The organism is Jeotgalicoccus meleagridis (genome assembly GCF_903994045.1).
Classification (GTDB): domain Bacteria; phylum Bacillota; class Bacilli; order Staphylococcales; family Salinicoccaceae; genus Jeotgalicoccus; species Jeotgalicoccus meleagridis.
This window is the reverse complement of record NZ_CAJEWD010000003.1, coordinates 66,047-88,316: the sequence shown is the minus strand read 5'-3', so window position 1 is coordinate 88,316 and position 22,270 is coordinate 66,047. Positions and strand designations below refer to the sequence as shown.

Sequence of the window (22,270 nt, the reverse complement as noted above, 5' to 3'; positions counted from 1 at the left end):
ATTACTCTGATTCCTCAGCACCAGTAATGCGCCAAGGATGACTATAGATATTAAAAGAGCTACCTCTGATAAAACCAACAGCAGTAATGTTTAAATCATGAGCAAGTTTAATTGCTAAATCCGTAGGTGCAGATTTACTTAAGACGATACCAACACCAATTTTAGATGCTTTAGTTAGAACTTCTGAAGAAATTCGTCCACTAAACACGATGATTTTATCCTTAACAGAAATATTGTTTTGTAAACAGTGACCGTACAACTTATCAAGCGCATTATGACGGCCAATGTCACCTTTATGAATAATTGTTCCGTCAGGAGAGGCAATACTAGCGTTGTGGATACCACCAGTATCTTTAAAGATCGTACTAGCATTTTGCATCTCTTTCATTAAACTGATGCACTGTGCTGGTGTCACTTTGGTATCAGATAAAGAAAACTTCGATGTTTCCACATCGGCTTGGAAATAAAACTGACGACTTTTACCACAACAAGAACCAAGTACACGTTTAGAAAAGTCCCCGAAATTCTCAGGCAGTTCTCTGGATACCTTAACGTGGCAAAAGCCACCTCTTTCGTCTATGTTCATAGATTCAATTTCTTTAAAGGAGCGAAGCGCACCTTCTGAAGCTAAGAATCCGATAACTAGCTCTTCTAAATCATCTGGAGAACACACTAGGGTAGCAAATTCTACATCATTTAAGTAGATGGTCAGAGGAAATTCCTCGGCGATTGTATCTTCTACTTCATTGAATTCACCATCCACGAAGCGAGTGATTTTATTTTTGGTGATGATTTCCATAAATTTCATGCTCCTAAGAAATGTATTGTAAAGGCTTACTTTTCTTAATATAATCACATTTAGAGGGAAAATTCAATTTAATAAACTGAGAGCCCAAGAGCCATGCTCTTAATGACACTAGTATATATGACAACATTGGCAGCGCTTTTCTTTTTATCCATACTGATTCAATTTTAAGAAGGTTTGAGATAAGAAAGCCGAAAATGAAAAATGAGCTCAAATTCTGAGAGAAGTCAGAAACTAGTGTACAATAGAATTATTACAATGTAGAGGGAGTGTAATCATGGGGAAAACTCTTCACCCGGGTCCTATAAACAAAACAAAAAGATGGGATCCTAAACTATGGGTCAGTCCTGTTCCATTCGGTTTAACAAAAGTGAAACCGCATCACATGAGAGATACTGCAAAAATTGTGTGGAAGAACAGGGATAATTTAAATTACGCTAAAAACATCATCTTAAAAGGTGTGTGTGACGGTTGTGCCTTAGGTGTATCAGGTCTACAAGACCAGACTCTTAATGGGCCACACATGTGTACGACACGTTTTAATGTCTTACGTCTAAACACTGCACCACCTATTAAGCCAGAAATTTTACATCAAGATATAGATGAGTTACGCAAAATGAACAGTACGGAATTACGTGAATTAGGTCGTATTCCTTATCCAATGATTCGTCGTAAAGGTGATCGTAAATTCCTAAGAGTTTCTTGGGATGAGGCAATGGATACAATTGCAGATAAGATGAGAGAATTAGATCCACAACAGTATGCGTTTTACTTAACGAGCCGTGGAATCACGAATGAATCTTATTATGTTGCTGCGAAAACTGCACGTTACTTAGAAACAAACCATATAGATAACGCATCACGTATTTGTCACTCACCGAGTAAATCAGCTATGAAACGTTCAGTTGGTGTAGGGGCATCAACGTGTAACTATCAAGACTGGTTAGGTACTGATGTCTTAGTATTCTGGGGAAGTGTGGCTTCAAACGCATCACCTGTATCAACTAAATACATGATGGAAGCTAAAAAACGCGGAACTAAAATCATTGTTATTAACCCATACAGAGAGCCAGCTATGGAAAACTACTGGGTACCATCAGTTGTTGAATCAGCACTATTTGGTACGGAAATTGCTGACGACTTCTTTGAAGTAAATATCGGTGGAGACATTGCGTTAATGCACGGTGTCATGAAGCACTGGTTTGATCTTGAAGCAGAAAGACCAGGTTCTGCGATTAATCATGAATTCGTTAAAGAGCATGTTAATAACTACGAAGATTTAAAAGCGAACGTCCAAGCACAAAGCTGGGATGAAATCGTTGCATCATCTGGTATTTCAAAAGAACGTATTATTGAACTATCAAATATCTTAGCTAAGTCTAAAAATGGTGTCATGGTTTGGGCATTAGGACTTACTATGCACAAACATGCTACAGACAATATTTCACAAGTATGTAACCTTGCTTTATTACGTGGCTGGTTAGGTAGAAAATATAATGGTCTAATGCCACTAAGAGGTCACTCTTCAGTACAAGGTTCCGGAGAAATGGGTGCTGACCCGTTCTCACTACCAGGCGGCGACTACGATGATGAAAACCGTAAACGCATTGAAGATTTATGGGGCTTTGACTTACCAAAATTCCCTGGGGATACAGTCGGAGTAACTATAGAGAATGCTATGTTACCTGAAGATAATGAGAAGAAACTAAAACTTTACTATATGTCTGGTGGTAACTTCTTAGAAACAATGCCAGATCCAAACTTCGTAAGTAAAGCTTTAGAAAACTTAGATATCCGTGTTCACCAAGATATTATCTTAAACACATCTACTTTATTAGATGCAAAAGAAACAGTGGTCGTGTTACCAGCTAAAACACGTTATGAACAAGATGGTGGAGGACTTTCAACTTCTACAGAACGCATGATTTACTTCTCACCTGAGATTGAAGGTAACCGCAATAGAATTGCTGAAGCTAGAAGTGAGTGGCAAATCTATGTCGATCTTGCAAAACGCGTGAAACCAGAAGATTCTCACCTAATTGATTTCCAATCAGGTCAACAAATTAGAGATGAAATTGCTAAAGGTAACCCTCAGTATGATGGTGTACAGCATCTGAAAAAAGCTGGAGATGTTTATCAGTATGGTGGTGCTTGGCTATGTGAAGGCGGGGTCTGCCCGACACCAGATGGTAGAGGAAATCTAATTACCATGGATATTCCAGACAACAATAAGAAAGCTGGGGAATTCAAGCTCTTAATGAGACGTGGGAAACAGTTTAACGCTATGATTTATGGCGATCAAGATGCCTTTAACCATATGAACCGTTACGATGTATTAGTAAGTGAAAATGATGCTCGTAAAGAAGGTTTAGAAGATGGTGAAGCGGTTGTTCTCTATAATAAGAATGGTGTTTTCCAAGGATTTGTTAAGTATGCAGATATCAAGGATGGCAACCTTGGTGTCCACTTCCCTGAAGGGAACTTCCTAGTCGAGAAAGGTATCTACGAAAGCTTTGTTGAAATGCCTGACTATGTAACAGATGTTAAAATGGAAAAAGCTGACCACTTTAATGCCAATAAAGACCGTCAGTATTTAGAAAAATCAGTTCCAGAATTAGAAGATAATCCAAACTAAGAAATAAGACTTAAAGATAACCGGAAGAGTCATCTCTTCCGGTTTTTCTATGTTCATTGGTGCTTTAATGTGTTAAAATACCAACATTATAGATTGAAAAGAGGTAATAATTTGTCTGAGAATAATTGGAACTCGAAACTCGGCTTTGTGCTTGCAGCTGCAGGATCTGCAATTGGTCTTGGTGCAGTATGGCGCTTCCCATACATGACTGCAGAGCACGGCGGTGGGGCATTCTTATTTATATTCCTTATATTTACTATTTTAATTGGTCTACCGCTTTTAATCAGTGAGTTTGTTATCGGCCGAGCTGCGGGTAGAAATGCTATAGATGGATTTGAATACTTAAGTGGTAAGAAAAGCTTAAGGGTATTTGGTTGGTTGGGTCATTTTGGAACTATGGTCCTCTTATCTTTTTACAGTGTCATTGGCGGTTGGATACTCATCTACCTTGTCATTGCACTCTTAGATTTATTCAATCTATACGAAGTCGCTGACTACTCAGTACTTTTAGGGGAAGTCATTAGTAATCCATTATTTGCAATTCTAGGCCAAGGTATATTTATTTTTATTACCGCTTTTGTAGTTGCCCAAGGGATTCAAAATGGATTAGAGCGTGCATCGAAGATTATGATGCCACTACTGTTTATTTTATTTATTTTTATTATCATTCGTTCACTGACTTTACCTGATGCGTTTGAAGGTGTCAAATATTTCTTAACACCTGATTTTTCTGAGTTGAATGCTGAAGGTATTATGTTTGCTTTAGGACAATCCTTCTTTGCTTTAAGTGTTGGTATCACACAGATGATTACTTATTCATCTTATTTAAAAGGGGATGAAAATTTAACTCAGTCTGCATCTTATATTGTCTTGATGAACATTGCAGTATCAGTTATGGTAGGTTTGGCTATTTTCCCAGCAATTGCGTCATTTAACATGGAAAGCGTAGAAGGGCCAGGCTTAGTATTTATTGTCTTACCAGAAATTTTCAAAGCAATTCCATTTGGAATTATTTTTTATCTGATGTTTTTAGTAGCCTTTTTATTTGCTACACTGACTTCTTCTTTCTCTATGATTGAAATTAACGTTTCAAACACAGTCAAAGGTAATCAAAAAAATAGAAAAAAAGTAACATATATCTATGCTTTGATTGTTTTTATTATTGGTGTTCCATCCGCGCTGTCTGAAGGTGTCCTGAACGATGTTCAATTCTTTGCAGGTACAGTCTTTGATAATGCAGACTTTTTAGTCTCGAATATACTATTACCAGTCGGTGCTCTGTTCTCTTCAATATTCGTTGGATATATTATGGATAAAAAAGAGATTATGCACCAGTTAAATGTTACGACAGACTCTAAGTATTACTTTGCTTATCGTGTTTGGATGTTCCTCTTGAAGTACGTTCTACCAGTGATTATTCTATTTATCTTCATCGCTAATATTATTAATTTCTTTTAAAAGTGGGGTTTTAGGCCCCACTTTTATTTTTATTTATAATTGCGGTGGTAAAGCCTTTGTGGTAACATTTCAACATGAGTTTTCGGGGGGTATCCCTCAATTTAATTTAGGATGTGAGTTATGGAAAGTTTGACCAGAGAGAAAATTATCAGCATTGCTAAGGAAGAAAACGTCAGATTTATACGTTTACAGTTTTCCGATATCTTGGGTACCATTAAGAATGTAGAAGTTCCTTTCAGTCAAATCGATAAAGCCCTAGACGGCCAAATGATGTTTGACGGTTCATCTATTGAAGGCTTCACACGGATTCAAGAATCTGATATGTATCTTGTGCCAGATTTGAGTACTTGGACGATTTTCCCTTGGACAACATCAAGAGGCGATAAGGTAGCTCGATTAATTTGTGATGTTTATAAAATTGATCATACCCCATTCGAAGGTGATCCGCGTACTAATTTAAAAATGGTACTTAAAGAAATGGAAGAAATGGGTTATACATCATTTAATCTTGGGCCAGAACCTGAGTTCTTTTTATTTAAGCTAGATGAACGTGGCAAGCCAACTACTGAATTGAATGATCAAGGTGGTTATTTTGATTTAGCACCAACTGATTCAGGTGAAAATTGCCGGAGAGATATTGTAATTGAACTTGAGGATATGGGTTTTGATATCGAAGCTTCTCACCATGAAGTAGCAGAAGGGCAGCACGAGATTGATTTTAAATATGCCAACGCTGTTGAAGCTTGTGATAATATTCAAACCTTTAAACTAGTTGTTAAAACTGTTGCAAGAAAACATAATCTACACGCGACTTTCATGCCTAAGCCACTCTTTGGAATTAACGGTAATGGCATGCACTTCAATGTTTCACTATTTAAAGGGAAAGAAAATGCATTCTTTGATGAGTCTGCAGAAGATGGTTTGAGCGAAGATATGAAATACTTTATGGCAGGTGTTTTAAAACACGTTAGAAACTTTACTGCTGTGACTAACCCACTTGTTAACTCTTATAAAAGACTAGTACCGGGTTATGAAGCACCAAGTTATGTTGCTTGGAGTAAGCGTAATCGTTCACCATTGATGAGAATCCCTTCTTCTCGTGGTTTATCTACTAGAGTAGAAGTACGTTCTGTCGATCCATCAGCGAATCCTTATCTGGCGCTTGCTGTAATTTTAAAGGCAGGTCTGGATGGCATTAAGAATAAGTTGAGTTTACAAGATCCAATTGATCTTAACTTATATGAATTAAATCGTGAAGAACGTCTTGAAAGAGGCGTAGAAGATTTACCTTCCACTTTGTATAATGCGCTAAAAGCAATGCGCGATGACAAGTTGGTTAAAGAAGCGCTAGGAGACCATATATATAAAGCCTTCTACGAGCATAAGATGGTAGAATGGGACCAATACCGAGCAAATGTATCAGATTGGGAACTTGAACAGTATCTCGATCAGTATTAAAAATAAAACCACTTGGAAATTTTAAAATTTCCAAGCGGTTTTTCTTTTATTTATGACTCTTGTCTCTTTTAGTCGTATACTGTGAAGTCATCTGAGAAATCTTCGTGTAAGCTGCTCAGATTAGTCTCAGAAATGTTTCTAGCATTGTAGCCGATACGCTCTAAGTTTGAAATTAAGTCGACGTAAAGGGCACCACCATCAGTTGAGCATTCTCCTCTTGAAAGGCGTTTAACATGCTCTTTACGAAGTTTGTTTTCAATGCGATTTGATTTTTGACTGAGTCTAATAATGTGCTCTAAGGCTTGTGGATTATAGACATCAATTGAATCAAGTGCCATTGTGAATGATTCATAAACGTGATTATAAAGGTGTTCCAGGCCTTCTGTTGCATCTTCAGAAAGTTGAATATTATTCTCGTATTTCGAGTGGTATTGATCTGCAAGTGTTTTAGCTTGAACACTTACCTTGAGTAATATTCTTGAGATTTCTAAGAGATTACTGACTCGTTCAGAATCTTCTTGAGACACTTCACCTTTTGAAATATCTATCAGATAGCTCCGAATGCTATCTTGTAAAGTTTGAGCGACATTAATTTTATCCTCTATTTGCTTATAAAGTTTTATGTCTTGTTTATCACTGTAGTTACGAGCATCTTGTAGTGTACTTAGAACGAGTTGACCTAAGTTTTTCACTTCACTCTGTGCACTTTGTACTGCAATGTTAGCAGATTGTTTTAAGAGTAGGGGATCGAGATGTTTCGGTTGGAAATCTTCTGAGAAATCTCGACCAGGTACGATTTTAATTACAATCCATGCAAGCACACCGACAAATGGCAGGTGAATTAAAGTATTAATGACATTATAAGAACCGTGTGCAAAGGCAATTGTCATCGCCTTGTTTAAATTCAAGACTTCTTGTAGATAATCTACATACATGATGAATAGTGGCATCAGAGCCATAAAAATAATTGCACCAATGACGTTAAAGGTCACGTGTACCATGGCTGCACGTTTAGCGGCAAGTGATCCAACTAAAGCAGCAAGTACAGCAGTAATGGTTGTCCCGATGTTATCACCAAGTAAGATAGGTAATGCGGCTTGTAAGTCCACTAAGTCATTTGCATAGAAATTCTGTAAAATTGCAATGGTTGCACTAGAACTTTGAACGATAACAGTTAGCAGTATACCAACACCTAAACCTAAGAATGAGTTGTCACTCATTGCTAACATAAGGTTTTGGAAGTACTCTAAATCAGCGAGCGGTTTTACACCGTCCCCCATGAGTTCTAAACCGTAGAAGAGTGCACCAAAGCCGAACAGAATTCGACCAATATTGACAACCTGCTGATTGTTAAAGAAGAATAGCATAAATGAACCAATAGCAAGTATAGGTAAAGAATATGCACCGATATCAAGACCGATAATAAAAGCGGTCACTGTTGTCCCAATGTTTGCCCCGAGAATAATTCCAATTGCTTGTCTAAGTGATAAAAAACCAGCGCTGACAAGACCAATAGTAATGGCTGTTGTACCCGAACTACTTTGGATTAAGGCAGTCACTGCAATACCAGCAATAACACCTTTGATAGGGTTAGAAGTCATGCGGTTTAAGATTTCTCTTAAACGATCTCCAGCAGCAGCTTGAAGGCCATCCCCCATCTGTTTAATACCATATAAGAAGATACCAAGTCCTCCGAGGAACATAAATAGTACTTCTGTTGGACTAAGAGACATAAAAAGTCCTCCATATTAATTTGAATTTACAAACTTATTGATTAATTAATCATCTTTACTAGATGCTTACAATCTATCTCTAATCATATTACAAAAGACATTATTTTTAAACATATAAATGATAAAATTGTATGACGTAAGTTTGCAGAAAATTTAGTGAAATAGTCGACTTTTTAAAAGGTCTGTGAGAAACTAAAGTCATATTATATAAAAATTCAGGAGTGTTAGAATGACAACGATTCTCTTTGATGTTGACGGCGTGTTTTTAAGTGAAGCACGATGCTTTGATGTTTCAGCACTAACAGTAGAAGAATTACTTTATAATCCAAGATATTTAAATATAGATGGTAGGAAGTTTAAAACCTCGTACACAGACGAAGAAATCAAAGAAATCCGTCAAACTATATTTATGAATGATAAAATATTGGAGAGGTTTAAAGAAATCGGCCTGAATTCAAATTGGGATATGTTATTTATCTCTTTCTCGATTATTTATATCGATATCCTAAAAAAAGAAGGACTGAATCTACAAGACGTTGATATCACTGACTTAAATACGGTAGGTGATATGTTGGGAGAGGTTACGGTCCGTCCTGAACTTGTTGAAGAATTTTTAAGTGAGAAAGTCGAGACAAAAGAAAATGTGTATGCCGCACTAATAGAAGAAGCTAAAACATTACCTGGAATCGAAGATTTGAGTGTCTTTGAATTGTACGGTTCAATCTGGTCGCTTGGACATCAAGTCTACCAAGAATGGTATTTAGGTAGTGATTTGGTCGAAGCAGATACTGGCATGCCAGCTGAAGAAGTAGATAAAAAGGGTTTTATCTATGATGAAGAATGGATTGTTTCGAGTGACAAGATTAAAGACATGTTGCTCAATTTAAAAGAAGCAGGCTATACAATAGGGGTTGCTACAGGTAGACCTAGACAAGAGACCTTAATTCCTTTCGAACAAGGTGGACTTGATCGAGTATTTGATGAAAACCGCATCTCAACTGCAACTGATGTGATGTGGGCTCAAGAGCAAAATTTAGTTGATCATGCTTTGACTAAACCTCATCCATTTTCATATTTATGGAGTTTATATCTACATAATAGCGGAATGTTAGAAGCAGCAGTTAACGGTCGTAATATGAGTGAGGAAGACATTATTATCGTTGGAGATTCTGTAGCGGATTACTATTGTGCTAGAGCTATTGATGCCACATTCTTAGCACCACTTACGGGCTTAACGGGCGTAGATATTAAAGATACTTTTACAGAACTCGGAGTGAGTGAAGACTGCATGTTGAAGGATGTATTAGAAGTTCCAGAAGCTATGATGCGCTTAAATAAATGAACAAAGATCCAGCTCAAGTACAAACTTGAGCTGGATATTTTACTTTTTGTTAAAACATTCTAAGTCAGGCTAATGGTATGGACTTTATGAATGCTATTAATTTCTAATATTTTACTGAGCGTTTTATCAGGCACTTTATTGTCCAAGGTAAATAGGACGATTGCATCGCCTTCTTTTGATTGACGGGCGAGTTGCATGGATGCAATATTGACTAAATCTTCTCCAAGCAGGGCACCGAGTTCTCCAATAATACCAGGACGATCAGTATGTTCAATAATTAGAATATGCTCTGAAGGTTTAAAGTCTACTTGATACTCATTTACCTTAATTAACCGCTCACCATAACCTGGATTTGTTGAGGCACCGAGTATAACGGATTCTTTATCATTTGTAAGTTCCACTTCTAGATAGTTTGTATAACCCCCTATGCTTGGATGTTTTTCAATATTATAACTCACACCGAGTTCTTTTAGATGATAAAGGGCGTTAATGATATTAACTTCATCACCAAAGTGTGGTTCTAGCATATGACTGACAAAGGTCCGAGTTAAAATGCTAGTATCATCAACCGCAATGTCACCATGGTATTTAATTTTCACTTCTTGAGGTGGTTCATCTAACAATTGAATTGAAAATTGACCAAGATGTTTAACGATAGACATGTAAGGTTTTAACTCTTCTGTGACTGAACGAGAAAGCCGTGGCGCATTCACAGCATGTGTAATCTTTTGATCTTGGAAATATTCTATAATCTCCTCTGACACACTGATTGCCACTTTTTCCTGTGCTTCAACAGTGGATGCTCCAAGGTGAGGTGTGACTACTGTACGTCTATGTTCAATCAAAGCTTTATTCTCTGGAGGCTCACTCACAAAGACATCTAGCGCAGCACCCTTAACGATGCCATCATCTAAAGCTTGAAGTAAATCATCTTCATCTATAATGCCACCACGAGCGACGTTAATGACGTATATTCCACTATCTTTAACTTTTGCAAAGAAACTTTCATTGATAAGTCCTTCTGTTTGGGGTGTAAGTGGTGTATGAACAGTGACGAAATCTGCCACACGAGCCAAACTATCCACATCCATTTTTTCAATCTCATTATCACGGGCTTTTTCATCGGATAGGTAAGGGTCAAAAGCAACGATTTTCATGCCAAAACTTTTTGCGCGACGAGCGACACCGAATCCGATTTTTCCAGCACCGATGATACCGAGTGTCTTGCCATATAATTCAACACCTTTATGATTGGCACGGTTCCATTCACCATTTGTTAACTCTTTGTAAGCTTCTGGAATATCGCGTGCCATAGTCATCATCATCGCCATGGTGTGCTCGGTAGCGGAAATTGTATTCCCTTCAGGTGCATTGATGACAATGACGCCGAGTTTAGTCGCCGCATCAATATCAATGTTATCAACACCAACACCCGCTCGAGCGATGAGCTTTAATTTTTTTGCGTGTTGAAGTATGCGTTCGGTAATAGTGGTTTGGCTACGGACAATCAGCGCTTCAAAGTCACCAACAATATCAATGATCTGACTTTCTGACAGATCGATTTGCCTGCTGACTATAAAATCCTTATGTTGTCTAAGTGCTTCGATACCTTCTTGGCTTACAGGGTCTAAGACAAGTACTTTATATGGTGTCATTTTACAGCTCCTTGGGCAGCAGCAATTGCTTTACCATAATAATCTTTTTGGCGAGATTGGCTTAAGATTGCTTCTAAAGCACTTAAGATTGTTAGCATATCTTTTGGAAACATGAAGCCCATATGACCGATTCTCACAATTTTTCCAGCTAGAATTTTCTGGCCACCAGCAATAGAAATGCCATAATCTTGTGCTAGACTATCTTTAATTAGAGCAATTTCTTCTTCATTAGAACTGACAGCAGTGACTGTCGGTGATGCTGCATCATCATCAACAAGTGGTTTTAAGTCTAGGGCTCTTAAACCCGCTCTAAGCATCTTTTGCATTTTTATATGTCTCTTATACACATTCTCTAAACCTTCTTCATGAATGATATCTAAAACATCATCTAAACCTTGATAAAGTGTCACTGCTGGCGTTTGTGGTGTGTAATCTTCTTCTAAAGAAGCAAGATACATTCTAAGGTCTAAGTAATAACGTGTCTCTGGTCCTTGGTTGATTTTATCGAGCGCTTTGTCATTGATTCCAACAAAACCGAGACCTGGCGGTAACATCAAAGCTTTTTGACTACCTGTGACCAGGCAGTCTATACCGTCGCGTTCCATATGAATATCAGCACCACCTAAAGCACTGACTGCATCTACGATGAACAGAGTATATTGATCGTATTCTTGGACGACTTGCCCGAGTTCTTTTAATGGGTGTAAGACAGAAGTAGAAGTTTCACATGCTTGAGTGAACACTGCTTGAACTGAATCTAGTTTTGATAAGAATGTTTTAAACGCCTCTGGATCCGCAGCTTCTCCCCACTCGACATCATAGATATGTACCTTATAGTTATATCTCTCAGCAATAATTTTGAACTTTTCTCCAAATACACCGCTAACAATAATAACGATATCATCTCCCGGTGCGACCAAGTTAACCATTGCAGCTTCTAAAGTGCTCGTACCAGTTGCTGTTAGTATTACAACATCTTGATCAGTCCCAAAGACTGGTTTTAAACGATCTTGAATACTAGCTGATAAGTCCTTGAAACGCTGTGTTCTATGACCAAAAATTCCCTGTGACATAGCCTGATAAGTACGTCTCGCTATTGGGGTTGGTCCCGGTGTAAGAAGTAATTCCTCCTGCATAAAAAATCCCCCTTTAAAATAAGCAATGATAACACTTATTATAACAGAAGGTTTTTAAAATTCAGTTATCTTTTCCTTCATCTAGCAATTCATCGCATAAGGCATGTGCACGCGAATAATTTTCTTGATGATTTCCTTCTAAGAAGACAACCTTATCCAATAGTTCATGTTGCTCTAATTCTTTAATAAGTTGCTCGTAAAATACTTTGTCTTTTTTCTCTGCATTTTTACTAGGAGGAATGACGAGTATCAGACTCCAAGTTTGTAGTCGGATGTAGTGCTCAAAAATTTGATTGATATCATCCTTGTCATCATGCTGGCCAAGTGTGTTGTATACTTTTGTGTAGAGAACATCCGTATCCGCGAAGAAGATTTTTCTAGTAGCATTGGAGTGAATATGTTTCCGATTCAGTTCAAATTGCCCGATGCCAATCGCATGGAAGTCTCTAGCATCTAAGTCGCTTGCGACCAGTTGATGCTCTTTTAAATAATCTTTGACATATTCGACTGAGTAACTGGTTGAATATCGACGTGCAAGATCTTCTGCTAAGATGGATTTTCCACTATTTGGAGCGCCTGTAATTAAGACGTTCTGAACGAAAAATCTTCTAAATGGACGGGTGACATAATCCCAGTTCAAGATTGGAGTTTCTCTAATTTCAGTACCTGAAATACCGAGAATTTTCCTATCAACCATGGTCATTAAAACATCAGCATTCGTATAAACAGCTTCAAAGTGATTCTTTAAAGGTTCGACATACTCTTTCTCACCCATATAAAAGGTGACTTTTTTAACGTCGAAATCAAGCGTAGCTATAGCTTGATCAATCAAACTCTGTAACATTTTAAGCCAAGGTTCCCAGCCGACAGGATAACGTGGTATGTCCGTTTCATCCAGTTGTAAAACAGTGACGTTTGTATCATTTTTAAGCAGTTGTCTCATGGCTCTAGACCGATGCTCAAGGTTCATTCCTATCTTTTCACCACGGTCACCTTGGTAGCCTGATAAAATCACCACAGCATGACGATTTTCTCTTTTAGCCCTAATGATTTGTTCAAAATGACCAACGTGACAAGGAGCAAAAGTCCCAAAATATACGCCCAGATCTCTCATTTAATCGACTCCTAGTAGCTCTTTAGAAAAGAACTGTAGTTGTAAATATGCTACAATACTTAAGAAATTAGATGTAAATCAAAGCAATAGTTAGAAAATGTATTAATGCAGTTATAATTGAGATAATTGAAAGAATAATAGTTGTTTTTTTATTTGATCCAATAATAAAGTACAGAATCGGTATGATAAAGGATATAGCTAAAATAATAATTCTCGTACTTAACAAGGCAATTAAATCATCATGTTGATAGTTCAATGTGATGTTGAAGATACTGTAGATATTAAAAGCAGACAATAATACAAGTAAGATTTTTTTCATAGTAAATAACGCTCCCTTTGGGGACTTATTATAGCAGAAAAAATCAAGAAATGATGGGTGGAAGCTATGGTAGAAATAATAAATATTACGGATAAAGAACATGACGACTTTGTAATGACTCATAAAAATGGTGACCTCTTACAACTGACGTCATGGGCGAAGACAAAAGAATTGACTGGCTGGTATTCAAGGCGGATAGCTGTCAGTAAAAACGACCGTCTAAGTGGAGTGGCTTTACTTCTCTTTAAAAAAATCCCGAAATTACCAGTGACTATGTGTTATGCATCTCGCGGTTTTGTTTGTGATTATAAGGATACTGAAGTCGTCAAAGCACTGCTCTCTGCTGCGAAAACTTTAGCTCAAGATGAACGTGCTTACACGATAAAAATTGATCCTGATATTGATGCCACTACAAATCGTGACGTGATTGATGATCTGAAATTACTCGGCTTTAAACACCACGGTTTGACTGATGGCATGAGTAAAAAAGTGATTCAACCCCGCACAACGATGGTGACTAAGATTGATGTGGATGATCAGACACTACTGAAAAGTTTTGAGAGAAACAATAGAACCAAGGTTAGAAATGCGATTAAAGCAGGCACGACTGTCGTCAAAGCAAGTCGTCAAGATCTCCCGACCTTTGTTAAATTAATGGAAGAAACAGGGGAAAGAGATGGCTTTTTAACGAGAGATATTACATATTTTGAATCTCTCTATGATAACTTAAATCCGAATGGCCATATGGAGCTATTTCTAGTTAAGCTATTGCCAAATGAAGCACTTAGCTCAATTAATACAGATATCGAAAAAGTTAGAAAAGATATGACTAAAGCAGAAAAAATTAAAGATGAAGAGAAAAAGAAAAACCAACTGAACAATTTAAATAATCGTATGACGAAACTCGACAAGCAGCTAAGCGATATGGAAAAAATAAAAGAGAGTCATCCAGATGGAATTGTTTTATCAGGTGCACTACTTGCTCTGTCAGGTCATAAGTCATATTATCTCTACGGTGCCTCTTCAAACGAGTATAGAGAGTATTTACCAAACCACCATATGCAATGGCACATGATGTTATATGCAAGAGAAAAAGGTGCAACGACTTATGATTTTGGTGGTGTCTCTGTTGAGCCTGATAAAGATGATGAGCACTTTGGGCTTTGGCAATTTAAAAAAGTGTGGGGAACAAGCGTCTCAGACAAGGTCGGAGAATTCGATTATGTCTTAAATAAACCCTTGTATGCAATGGCTGAAACTATGATCCCACTCTTCCAAAAAGCAAAAATGAAAATTGGAGAAATTGTTAGAAGAAAATAAAAGAAGAACACCCGTCTTAAGCTTAGGATAAGAATATCAAGCTTAAGACGGGTTTATTTTATAGGTAATAAGGTTGCATAATTGCAATATAAAAGATGAATAAGATAGATGTTAATGCAATGATAATCAAAGCTAGGGAAAAGTATGAGTGAATCTGTCTGCTTTCATTTAGATTTGGTTCAGAGCGAAATGCGCTAATTCCTGTAATGACGGATAAGATTGATAAGATAAACCATATATAAATGTTGTAAAAGATAATGCCATCATTAATTGAATAATTAATAAAGAACAATATTTGAATAATGATCAGCAAGATCAGGATGACTCGTCTCATATTTTAGACTCCCTAGAATGTAATTAACATAATGATTAGTACAAGTGTCATAGTCAGTGTAAATGCATGAATAATAAATAGGTTATCGTTGTCTCCCTTACTCTCTTTAAAGGCTGTAATTTCCACACTCAATACTAAACAGAGCGATAAGGCAATAACTAGCCAAAAATCAATTCCCTCTATGGAGGATGAGAAGGCGAACATACATATTAAGAAAGCAAGGCCAGATACCCAACGTGCAATATCAAAAATTTTAGAACGCACGGTAAGAATAGTTAAAAAAGAGATAACTATATATATAAGTAGCATTAAAATCGATAGTACAATCATGCTGGTCTCCTTCTTTTCTTATAATATTGGAAGATGAAGTGACTGGCAAAAACAGTCATTAAAGCTCCAAAGTAAAACGGTAAGCTAGGCGTAATTAAGAATAGAGCATTGAAAACGAGTGGCCCAAAAATACGTCCTAAGCTATCGAGTGAATACGATGTTGCGGTCACTCTTCCCATGTCATGTTCAGAAGCTTCTTTAGTAATCAATGAGGTCATCAGTGTTTTAGCTAGAGCATTCCCTGTCATAAGAAGAACAATACAGATTCCTGCATATACTAAACCTGTCATAAAAGGCAACATGATAAAAGCAACGACTGCCATAAGTTGACCGACTAACATTGGTGTTTTTTCATGACCATCTTTTACTTTTCGAATGAAATATCCTTGGGTAAGTGCATTGAAAATTCCACCGATAAAGAATAATACACCCATTTCACTTGGAGTGATGTTAATCCTATCTTGTCCAAGTAATTGGAAGGTACTCTCCATTCCACTCATGAAAAACATGACGAAAAAAGTTCCGATTAAAAGAATTCCAATGGGTTGCATGAAATAATCAATGGTCATTGTAATATTTTTAGGCACTTTATTCGTTGGACGTTTGAAGGTTTCTGGCACCTTAAAGAAGCTAAAGACTAAAGCAACTGCAATGACGATTGTTGTCATATAGTAAGCAAAACTCAGTGAAATTCCTGCTAACAGACCGCCTACACCCGGACCAAAGATAAAACCAAAGCCAATACACATACCGACTAAGCCCATGTACTTTGTACGCTCTTGTCTTGTGGTGATGTCAGCAACCATACTCGTTGTTGCTGTATAAAGTGCACCTGAAGCGGCACCACCAATAATTCTACTTATGTAAAGGATAGGAAGATTATCTATAAAAAGACCGAATATTAAAAAGCTAAATGCAAAGGTAACTAGGCCACCTAGTAACAGTGGCCGTCTACCTATTTTATCGGATAAGCGTCCGAAGTACGGGGCACTTAGAAAGCTAGCTAAAGAATAAACTGCTAAAAGTAAGCCCATGTGTATAGTGTTAACGCCAAGTTGATTGACGAGTTCTGGAATTACAGGAATGATCATAGAAAAGCCAAAATAAATTAGAAATTGAATGGCCATTATCATAGATATTATTTTTTTCAACTATATACACATCCTGTATTTATTTATTTTTTAATTCCTGTCTGACTGCTTTTATTTCTGCTTCAAGTTCTGCTAGGCGATCTGTCATTTTCTTTGTTGGATATCCGGTCGACTCGATCTTCTCCAGATCGCCTTGTAAATGTACATATTCATATTTTAACTCTTGTAATTTACTTTCTAAGTCCATTTTACCACCACCTAAACTTAACTAATATTCTATCACAATTCTTATTTTATAAATGTGAAGACAAATGTAAATAAATTAAACAAACAATTTAATGATTTTTTAAATAAACGTCCGTGTTTACGTAGATTTTTCTGTAGAAAAGTGTATAATATATTTGTGTTTAAGAATGAACGATGAAAAATTAATGTTGACTATAGGAGTGATTGAGTGTCAACTAGCTTTATTAAGCGCTGTGTGTTTTATTTTGTGGGAATCTTAATTGTCGCTCTTGGGATTGCTATGCAGGTCAAGGGCTTTGTGATGGGTTTATCACCTTGGGACGTTTTACATTTTGGGCTCTGGCAGTCTGTCGGACTTACTTTTGGGTCTTGGTCTGTCATCATAGGAATTCTCATCGTTGTTGCAACATCTTTAATGGTAAAAGCTTTGCCTAAGGGTGGCGTCTACGTCAACCTCTTATGTATGGGTGCTTTTATTGACTTTTTTGTCTGGCTTCTACCAGATACTGCTCTGTGGCCAGCTCAAGCCTTATACTTCACTGGCGGTGTCTTTGTGGCTGCTTTTGGTACAGCCTTATACATTACGCCGAATTTAGGTGCAGGTCCGAGAGACTCATTAATGATGATTTTAGTTACGAAATTTAACTTGAGAATGGCACGCGCACGATTTTTAATGGAATTAATTGTTGCAGTGATTGGTCTACTTCTAGGTGGCCCCGTATTTATAGGTACAGTGTTGATTGTGTTGTTCTATGGGAAACTGATAGATGTTTTCTTTCCATATACAAGAGAGATGCTCATACGATTTATCGGATACAATGATCCGAGAATATTAAAACTAAAATAAAAGATTTTAGGATTGGAGTCAGTAATGAAAAAGTACTTTATGTTTGATGAGTTGGGAACCAACTTTAGAAAAGAAATCATTGGTGGACTTACGACCTTCTTATCAATGGCTTATGTCTTAGCGGTCAACCCTTCTATTCTGTCTTTACAAGGCATTGAAGGTGTACCAGATGATATGAAGATGGATATCAATGCTGTGTTTGTGGCAACTTGTTTGGCAGCTTTTGTTGGTTGTCTATTCATGGGAATAATTGCTAAGTATCCAATCGCTTTAGCACCGGGCATGGGCTTAAATGCTTTCTTTGCCTTTACAGTAGTGTTAACTATGGGGATTCCATGGCAAACTGCACTAACAGGTGTTTTATGTTCAGGGGTAATTTTTGTTCTTCTAACTTTAACTGGTTTAAGGGAATACATCATTAACTCGATTCCAATGGAAATGAAGATGGCAGTATCTGCAGGTATTGGATTTTTTATTACTTTTGTTGGTCTGCAGTCATCTGGAATCATTGCCAATGACGATGCAACTTTAATCAGTCTAGGTAACGTTCATGACGGTGGAGTACTCCTTACCTTTGCAGGTTTAGTTGTTACAGTTATCTTAATGACGAGAAAAGTGCCTGCTGCGATTTTTATCGGCATGATTATTACAGCAGTGATTGGTATTATTGTAGGTATTGTTCCGATGCCAAATGCGATTGTAGGTTCTGTGCCGAGTGTGGCACCGACATTTGGAGCGGCATTTGAAGGTTTCATGAACTTGGATTCTATCCTTAATGTGCAATTTTTAATTGTTGTTTTAACTTTTCTGTTTGTTGATTTCTTCGATACCGCTGGAACTTTAGTAGGTGTTGCTTCACAGGCGAACTTAATCAAAGACAATAAACTACCAAGAGCAGGTAAAGCGTTACTTGCTGATGCTTTTGCGACAATTACCGGTTCTATTTTTGGAACTTCTACGACGACATCTTATGTAGAATCGACTGCAGGAGTTGCTGCTGGTGCGAGAAGTGGTTTTGCTTCGGTAATTACTGGGCTGCTTTTCTTAGCTGCTATTTTCTTTTCTCCATTAATAGTGACGTTTACTTCAGAGGTCACTGCACCTGCACTTATAATAGTAGGAGTTTTAATGGCATCCAATTTATCTAAGATCAGTTGGGGACGCTTTGAAGTAGCTGTACCTGCCTTTTTAACGGTCTTTATGATGCCTTTAACTTATAGTATTGCTACAGGGATAGCTGTCGGTTTTATCTTTTATCCAATCACGATGATTATGGCGGGTAGAAGAAAAGAAGTAAATCCAATAATGTACGGGCTTTTCGTGGTCTTTATCTTGTACTTCTTATTTATTAAGTAAAGAGTGTAAATATAATAGAAGAAACTTTTTATAGGAAACGGCAAAGAAATCTTTAGAAAACTATTGATTTCTCTGCCGTTTTACTGTATCATATCTAACGTTGGACTTATGTGGACATACTTATGTCCTATAACAGTGAAGTGCTGGTCTCATGCACTACACACATCTAAGACGCGAGAGGTTACTGACACACCCGGCCGCATTGCCATGGCTGGTGTGCGAGAAAATTTTCGCTGAGAGAGTCTACCATATTAGGATGACGACCATAAGGAGGTATAAATAATGGCAAAACAAAAAATTCGTATTCGTTTGAAAGCGTACGATCACAGAGTGCTGGATCAATCAGCAGAGAAAATCGTTGAAACGGCTAAACGTTCAGGTGCAGATGTATCAGGACCGATTCCGTTACCAACAGAAAAAACTGTATACACAATCATTCGTGCGGTACACAAGGACAAAGATTCACGTGAACAGTTTGAACAACGTACACACAAACGTCTTATCGACATTTTAAACCCTACACCAAAAACAGTTGATGCTCTAATGGGCTTAAACTTACCATCAGGTGTAGACATCGAAATCAAGTTATAAATTATAGGAGGTGCGACTTTCGATGACCAAAGGAATCTTAGGTAGAAAAATTGGGATGACACAAGTTTTCGGTGAAAACGGTGAATTAATCCCTGTAACAGTAGTAGAAGCTGCTGGAAACGTAGTAGTTCAGAAGAAAACAGAAGAAACAGACGGTTATAACGCGATTCAAATCGGTTTTGACGACAAACGCGATTATAACGCTAAAGGTAGAAGTAACAAGTACGCTAACAAAGCTGAAGCAGGCCATGCTAAAGCATCAGGTGCTGCTCCTAAGCGCTTCATACGTGAATTCAAGAACTTAGACGCAGATGAATTCAACGTAGGTCAAGAAGTCACTGTTGATACATTTGAAACAGGCGATTTTGTAGACGTAACAGGAACTTCAAAAGGTAAAGGTTTCCAAGGATCTATTAAACGCCACGGTTTTGCACGCGGACCAATGAGTCACGGTTCACGTTACCACAGAAAATCAGGTGCTATGGCGATGGCTGCCAGCCCTTCAAGAGTGTTCAAAGGTAAAAAATTACCAGGACAAACTGGTGGTAAAACAATCACTATGCAAAACCTTGAAATTGTACGCGTAGACGCTGACAAAAACGTTATTCTTATTAAAGGTAACGTACCTGGGCCTAAAAAAGGCTTCGTAAAAATTTCATCATCAATCAAAAAAGGTAATAAGTAATAAGGAAGGGAGGATAAACACATGGCAATCGATGTTTTATCAAAAGAAGGAACTAAAGTAAGTTCTATTGAATTAAACCAAGATGTGTTTGGTATCGAACCAAACCAACATGTACTTTTCGAAGCTGTTAACTTACAAAGAGCTTCATTAAGACAAGGTAATCACGCTGTAAAAAACCGCTCTGCAGTACGCGGTGGTGGTAGAAAACCATTTAGACAAAAAGGTACTGGTAATGCTCGTCAAGGTACAATCAGAGCACCACAATTCCGTGGTGGTGGCGTAGTATTCGGACCGACAAAAAGATCTTATGGTTACAGCATGCCTAAGAAAATGAGAAAACTTGCACTTCGTTCAGCACTTTCAGCGAAAGTGAATGAAGAAGCACTACAAGTAGTAGATAGCCTAGCTATGGATGCGCCGAAAACAAAAGACTTTATCAAAGTTCTTGAAAATCTAGGTGCACAAAAGAAAGTACTTCTTGTACTTGAAAATGTAGACGAAACTGTTGAAAAATCAGCGCGTAACATCCCAGGTGTTACAGTGTTGACTCCAGCTGGTCTTAACGTACTAGATATCCTTTCTGCTAACCATGTGATTTTCACTGAAGGAGCTATTAAAAAAGCAGAGGAGGTACTTGTATAATGGATGCACGCGACATTATCAAGCGCCCAGTAATTACTGAGCGTTCTGCTGACTTGATGTCAGAAGACAAATACACATTTGATGTAGATGTAAGAGCGAACAAAACACAAGTTAAACACGCAGTCGAAGAAATTTTTGACGTAAAAGTAGACAAAGTTAATATCATGAATGTTAAACCTAAGAAAAAACGTATGGGCCGTTACGAAGGCTATACAAACAAGAGAAGAAAAGCGATTGTAAAACTTAAAGAAGGATCAATCGATATCTTCTAATATAAATACACATACCATTAAGGAGGTATAACGAGGATGGCAATTAGAAAATATAAGCCTACCACGAATGGTCGTCGTAATATGACGAGCTTGGATTACGCTGAAATTACTTCAACTACTCCAGAACGTTCATTATTACAGCCGCTACCGAAAAAAGCGGGACGCAACAACCAAGGTAAAATTACCGTGCGTCACCAAGCAGGTGGACATAAACGTCAATACAGAGTTATTGACTTCAAACGTAATAAAGATGGAATTCCTGCAACAGTTAAAACGATTGAGTACGATCCAAACCGTTCAGCTAACATTGCGTTAGTATTTTATGCAGATGGTGAAAAGAGATATATCCTTGCACCTAAAGGCCTAAAAGTTGGAACAGTAATCATGAGTGGTGCTGAAGCAGATATTAAAGTAGGTAACACATTACCACTTTCAGAAATCCCAATGGGTACTACATTACACAACATTGAACTTAAACCAGGTGCTGGTGGACAATTAGTTCGTTCAGCTGGTGCAAGTGCACAATTGTTAGGTAAAGAAGGTAAATATGCATTAGTTAAACTCGCTTCAGGTGAGGTTCGCATGATCTTACTTACTTGCCGTGCAACGATTGGTCAAGTTGGTAATGAACAACACGAACTCGTTAACGTTGGTAAAGCCGGACGTTCTAGATGGAAAGGTAAACGCCCTACAGTACGTGGTTCAGTAATGAACCCTAACGATCACCCACACGGTGGTGGTGAAGGTAGAACTCCAATCGGTCGTCCATCTCCAGTATCACCTTGGGGTAAACCGACTCTTGGTAAGAAAACTCGTAGAGGTAAGAACCGCTCTAATAAACTAATCGTCAGAGGACGTAAAAAATAAGTTAAGTGTGCGGAGTTAATCCGCACGCATTATT

Annotated in this window: 22 protein-coding genes; 12 read left to right on the top strand and 10 right to left on the bottom strand. The window is 37.7% G+C overall.

Annotation, left to right across the window (positions count from 1 at the left end; genetic code table 11):
- Nucleotide 1: 1 nt before the first annotated feature.
- Nucleotides 2-799 carry a formate dehydrogenase accessory sulfurtransferase FdhD gene (gene fdhD, locus JEOSCH030_RS00545; RefSeq protein ID WP_183369213.1) on the bottom strand — a complete coding sequence of 266 codons (798 nt, stop codon included), beginning with the start codon at nt 797-799 and terminating at the stop codon, nt 2-4.
- A gap of 283 nt (nt 800-1,082) precedes the next feature.
- Between fdhD and JEOSCH030_RS00540 the strand changes: the two genes are divergently transcribed.
- The 3 genes from JEOSCH030_RS00540 (at nt 1,083) to glnA (ending at nt 6,356) form a co-directional block, all read left to right on the top strand.
- On the top strand, nt 1,083-3,440 hold the full coding sequence (locus JEOSCH030_RS00540; protein ID WP_183369211.1) for an FdhF/YdeP family oxidoreductase: 2,358 nt from the start codon (nt 1,083-1,085) through the stop codon (nt 3,438-3,440).
- Nucleotides 3,441-3,551: 111 nt separating this feature from the next.
- The gene (locus JEOSCH030_RS00535) at nt 3,552-4,898 is read left to right on the top strand and encodes a sodium-dependent transporter (RefSeq protein WP_183369209.1); all 1,347 of its coding nucleotides are present in this window, start codon (nt 3,552-3,554) and stop codon (nt 4,896-4,898) included.
- Between the two features lie 120 nt (nt 4,899-5,018).
- The gene (glnA, locus tag JEOSCH030_RS00530) at nt 5,019-6,356 is read left to right on the top strand and encodes a type I glutamate--ammonia ligase (protein ID WP_183369207.1); all 1,338 of its coding nucleotides are present in this window, start codon (nt 5,019-5,021) and stop codon (nt 6,354-6,356) included.
- A 68-nt stretch (nt 6,357-6,424) separates the two neighbouring features.
- Here the strand turns inward: glnA and JEOSCH030_RS00525 are convergent, their stop codons facing one another.
- Entirely contained in the window at nt 6,425-8,089 is a 1,665-nt protein-coding gene (locus JEOSCH030_RS00525) for a Na/Pi cotransporter family protein (protein ID WP_183369205.1), read from the bottom strand.
- A gap of 229 nt (nt 8,090-8,318) precedes the next feature.
- Here JEOSCH030_RS00525 and JEOSCH030_RS00520 point away from each other — a divergent pair, with 229 nt between their 5' ends.
- The gene (locus JEOSCH030_RS00520; RefSeq protein ID WP_183369203.1) at nt 8,319-9,431 is read left to right on the top strand and encodes an HAD family hydrolase; all 1,113 of its coding nucleotides are present in this window, start codon (nt 8,319-8,321) and stop codon (nt 9,429-9,431) included.
- Between the two features lie 59 nt (nt 9,432-9,490).
- On the opposite strand, the gene serA is transcribed toward JEOSCH030_RS00520, so the two are convergent.
- From serA to JEOSCH030_RS00500, 4 genes are all read right to left on the bottom strand, one after another.
- The gene (serA, locus tag JEOSCH030_RS00515; RefSeq protein ID WP_183369200.1) at nt 9,491-11,086 is read right to left on the bottom strand and encodes a phosphoglycerate dehydrogenase; all 1,596 of its coding nucleotides are present in this window, start codon (nt 11,084-11,086) and stop codon (nt 9,491-9,493) included.
- Nucleotides 11,083-12,222 (bottom strand): pyridoxal-phosphate-dependent aminotransferase family protein, encoded by a 1,140-nt coding sequence (locus tag JEOSCH030_RS00510; protein ID WP_183369197.1) that lies wholly within the window; start codon nt 12,220-12,222, stop codon nt 11,083-11,085. Before JEOSCH030_RS00510 ends, serA begins: the two co-directional genes overlap by 4 nt.
- A gap of 61 nt (nt 12,223-12,283) precedes the next feature.
- The gene (locus tag JEOSCH030_RS00505; protein WP_183369195.1) at nt 12,284-13,336 is read right to left on the bottom strand and encodes an AAA family ATPase; all 1,053 of its coding nucleotides are present in this window, start codon (nt 13,334-13,336) and stop codon (nt 12,284-12,286) included.
- A gap of 67 nt (nt 13,337-13,403) precedes the next feature.
- Nucleotides 13,404-13,655 carry a hypothetical protein gene (locus JEOSCH030_RS00500; RefSeq protein WP_183369193.1) on the bottom strand — a complete coding sequence of 84 codons (252 nt, stop codon included), beginning with the start codon at nt 13,653-13,655 and terminating at the stop codon, nt 13,404-13,406.
- A gap of 66 nt (nt 13,656-13,721) precedes the next feature.
- Between JEOSCH030_RS00500 and JEOSCH030_RS00495 the strand changes: the two genes are divergently transcribed.
- The gene (locus JEOSCH030_RS00495) at nt 13,722-14,975 is read left to right on the top strand and encodes a lipid II:glycine glycyltransferase FemX (RefSeq protein ID WP_183369190.1); all 1,254 of its coding nucleotides are present in this window, start codon (nt 13,722-13,724) and stop codon (nt 14,973-14,975) included.
- 58 nt (nt 14,976-15,033) lie between these two features.
- On the opposite strand, the gene JEOSCH030_RS00490 is transcribed toward JEOSCH030_RS00495, so the two are convergent.
- From JEOSCH030_RS00490 to JEOSCH030_RS00475, 4 genes are read right to left on the bottom strand one after another with little or no spacing between them, the layout of a single operon-like run.
- Nucleotides 15,034-15,309 carry a hypothetical protein gene (locus JEOSCH030_RS00490; RefSeq protein ID WP_183369187.1) on the bottom strand — a complete coding sequence of 92 codons (276 nt, stop codon included), beginning with the start codon at nt 15,307-15,309 and terminating at the stop codon, nt 15,034-15,036.
- A 12-nt stretch (nt 15,310-15,321) separates the two neighbouring features.
- Complete coding sequence (mspA, locus tag JEOSCH030_RS00485) at nt 15,322-15,639, bottom strand: membrane stabilizing protein MspA (protein WP_183369184.1); 318 nt, start codon at nt 15,637-15,639, stop codon at nt 15,322-15,324.
- Nucleotides 15,636-16,766, bottom strand: coding sequence for an MFS transporter (locus tag JEOSCH030_RS00480; protein WP_235962180.1), 1,131 nt, complete (start codon nt 16,764-16,766; stop codon nt 15,636-15,638). The genes mspA and JEOSCH030_RS00480 overlap by 4 nt, the downstream gene beginning before the upstream one ends.
- Nucleotides 16,767-16,809: 43 nt before the next feature.
- Entirely contained in the window at nt 16,810-16,977 is a 168-nt protein-coding gene (locus tag JEOSCH030_RS00475) for an SE1832 family protein (protein WP_183369178.1), read from the bottom strand.
- Between the two features lie 246 nt (nt 16,978-17,223).
- Here JEOSCH030_RS00475 and JEOSCH030_RS00470 point away from each other — a divergent pair, with 246 nt between their 5' ends.
- The 7 genes from JEOSCH030_RS00470 to rplB all read left to right on the top strand — a co-directional run bounded on the left by JEOSCH030_RS00470 (nt 17,224) and on the right by rplB (nt 22,236).
- Nucleotides 17,224-17,823, top strand: coding sequence for a YczE/YyaS/YitT family protein (locus JEOSCH030_RS00470; RefSeq protein ID WP_235962179.1), 600 nt, complete (start codon nt 17,224-17,226; stop codon nt 17,821-17,823).
- 24 nt (nt 17,824-17,847) lie between these two features.
- A complete protein-coding gene (locus tag JEOSCH030_RS00465; RefSeq protein ID WP_183369173.1) occupies nt 17,848-19,179 on the top strand; it encodes an NCS2 family permease in 1,332 nt (443 codons plus the stop codon).
- A gap of 282 nt (nt 19,180-19,461) precedes the next feature.
- Nucleotides 19,462-19,770 carry a 30S ribosomal protein S10 gene (rpsJ, locus tag JEOSCH030_RS00460; RefSeq protein WP_183369171.1) on the top strand — a complete coding sequence of 103 codons (309 nt, stop codon included), beginning with the start codon at nt 19,462-19,464 and terminating at the stop codon, nt 19,768-19,770.
- A gap of 22 nt (nt 19,771-19,792) precedes the next feature.
- Entirely contained in the window at nt 19,793-20,455 is a 663-nt protein-coding gene (rplC, locus tag JEOSCH030_RS00455) for a 50S ribosomal protein L3 (protein WP_183369169.1), read from the top strand.
- Nucleotides 20,456-20,476: 21 nt separating this feature from the next.
- Complete coding sequence (gene rplD / locus JEOSCH030_RS00450) at nt 20,477-21,097, top strand: 50S ribosomal protein L4 (protein ID WP_183369165.1); 621 nt, start codon at nt 20,477-20,479, stop codon at nt 21,095-21,097.
- Nucleotides 21,097-21,369: a 50S ribosomal protein L23 gene (rplW, locus tag JEOSCH030_RS00445; RefSeq protein ID WP_183369163.1), complete on the top strand. Its 273-nt coding sequence runs from the start codon at nt 21,097-21,099 to the stop codon at nt 21,367-21,369. Before rplD ends, rplW begins: the two co-directional genes overlap by 1 nt.
- Before the next feature lie 36 nt (nt 21,370-21,405).
- Nucleotides 21,406-22,236, top strand: a complete 831-nt coding sequence (rplB, locus tag JEOSCH030_RS00440; protein WP_183369161.1) for a 50S ribosomal protein L2 — start codon at nt 21,406-21,408, stop codon at nt 22,234-22,236.
- Nucleotides 22,237-22,270: the final 34 nt, after the last annotated feature.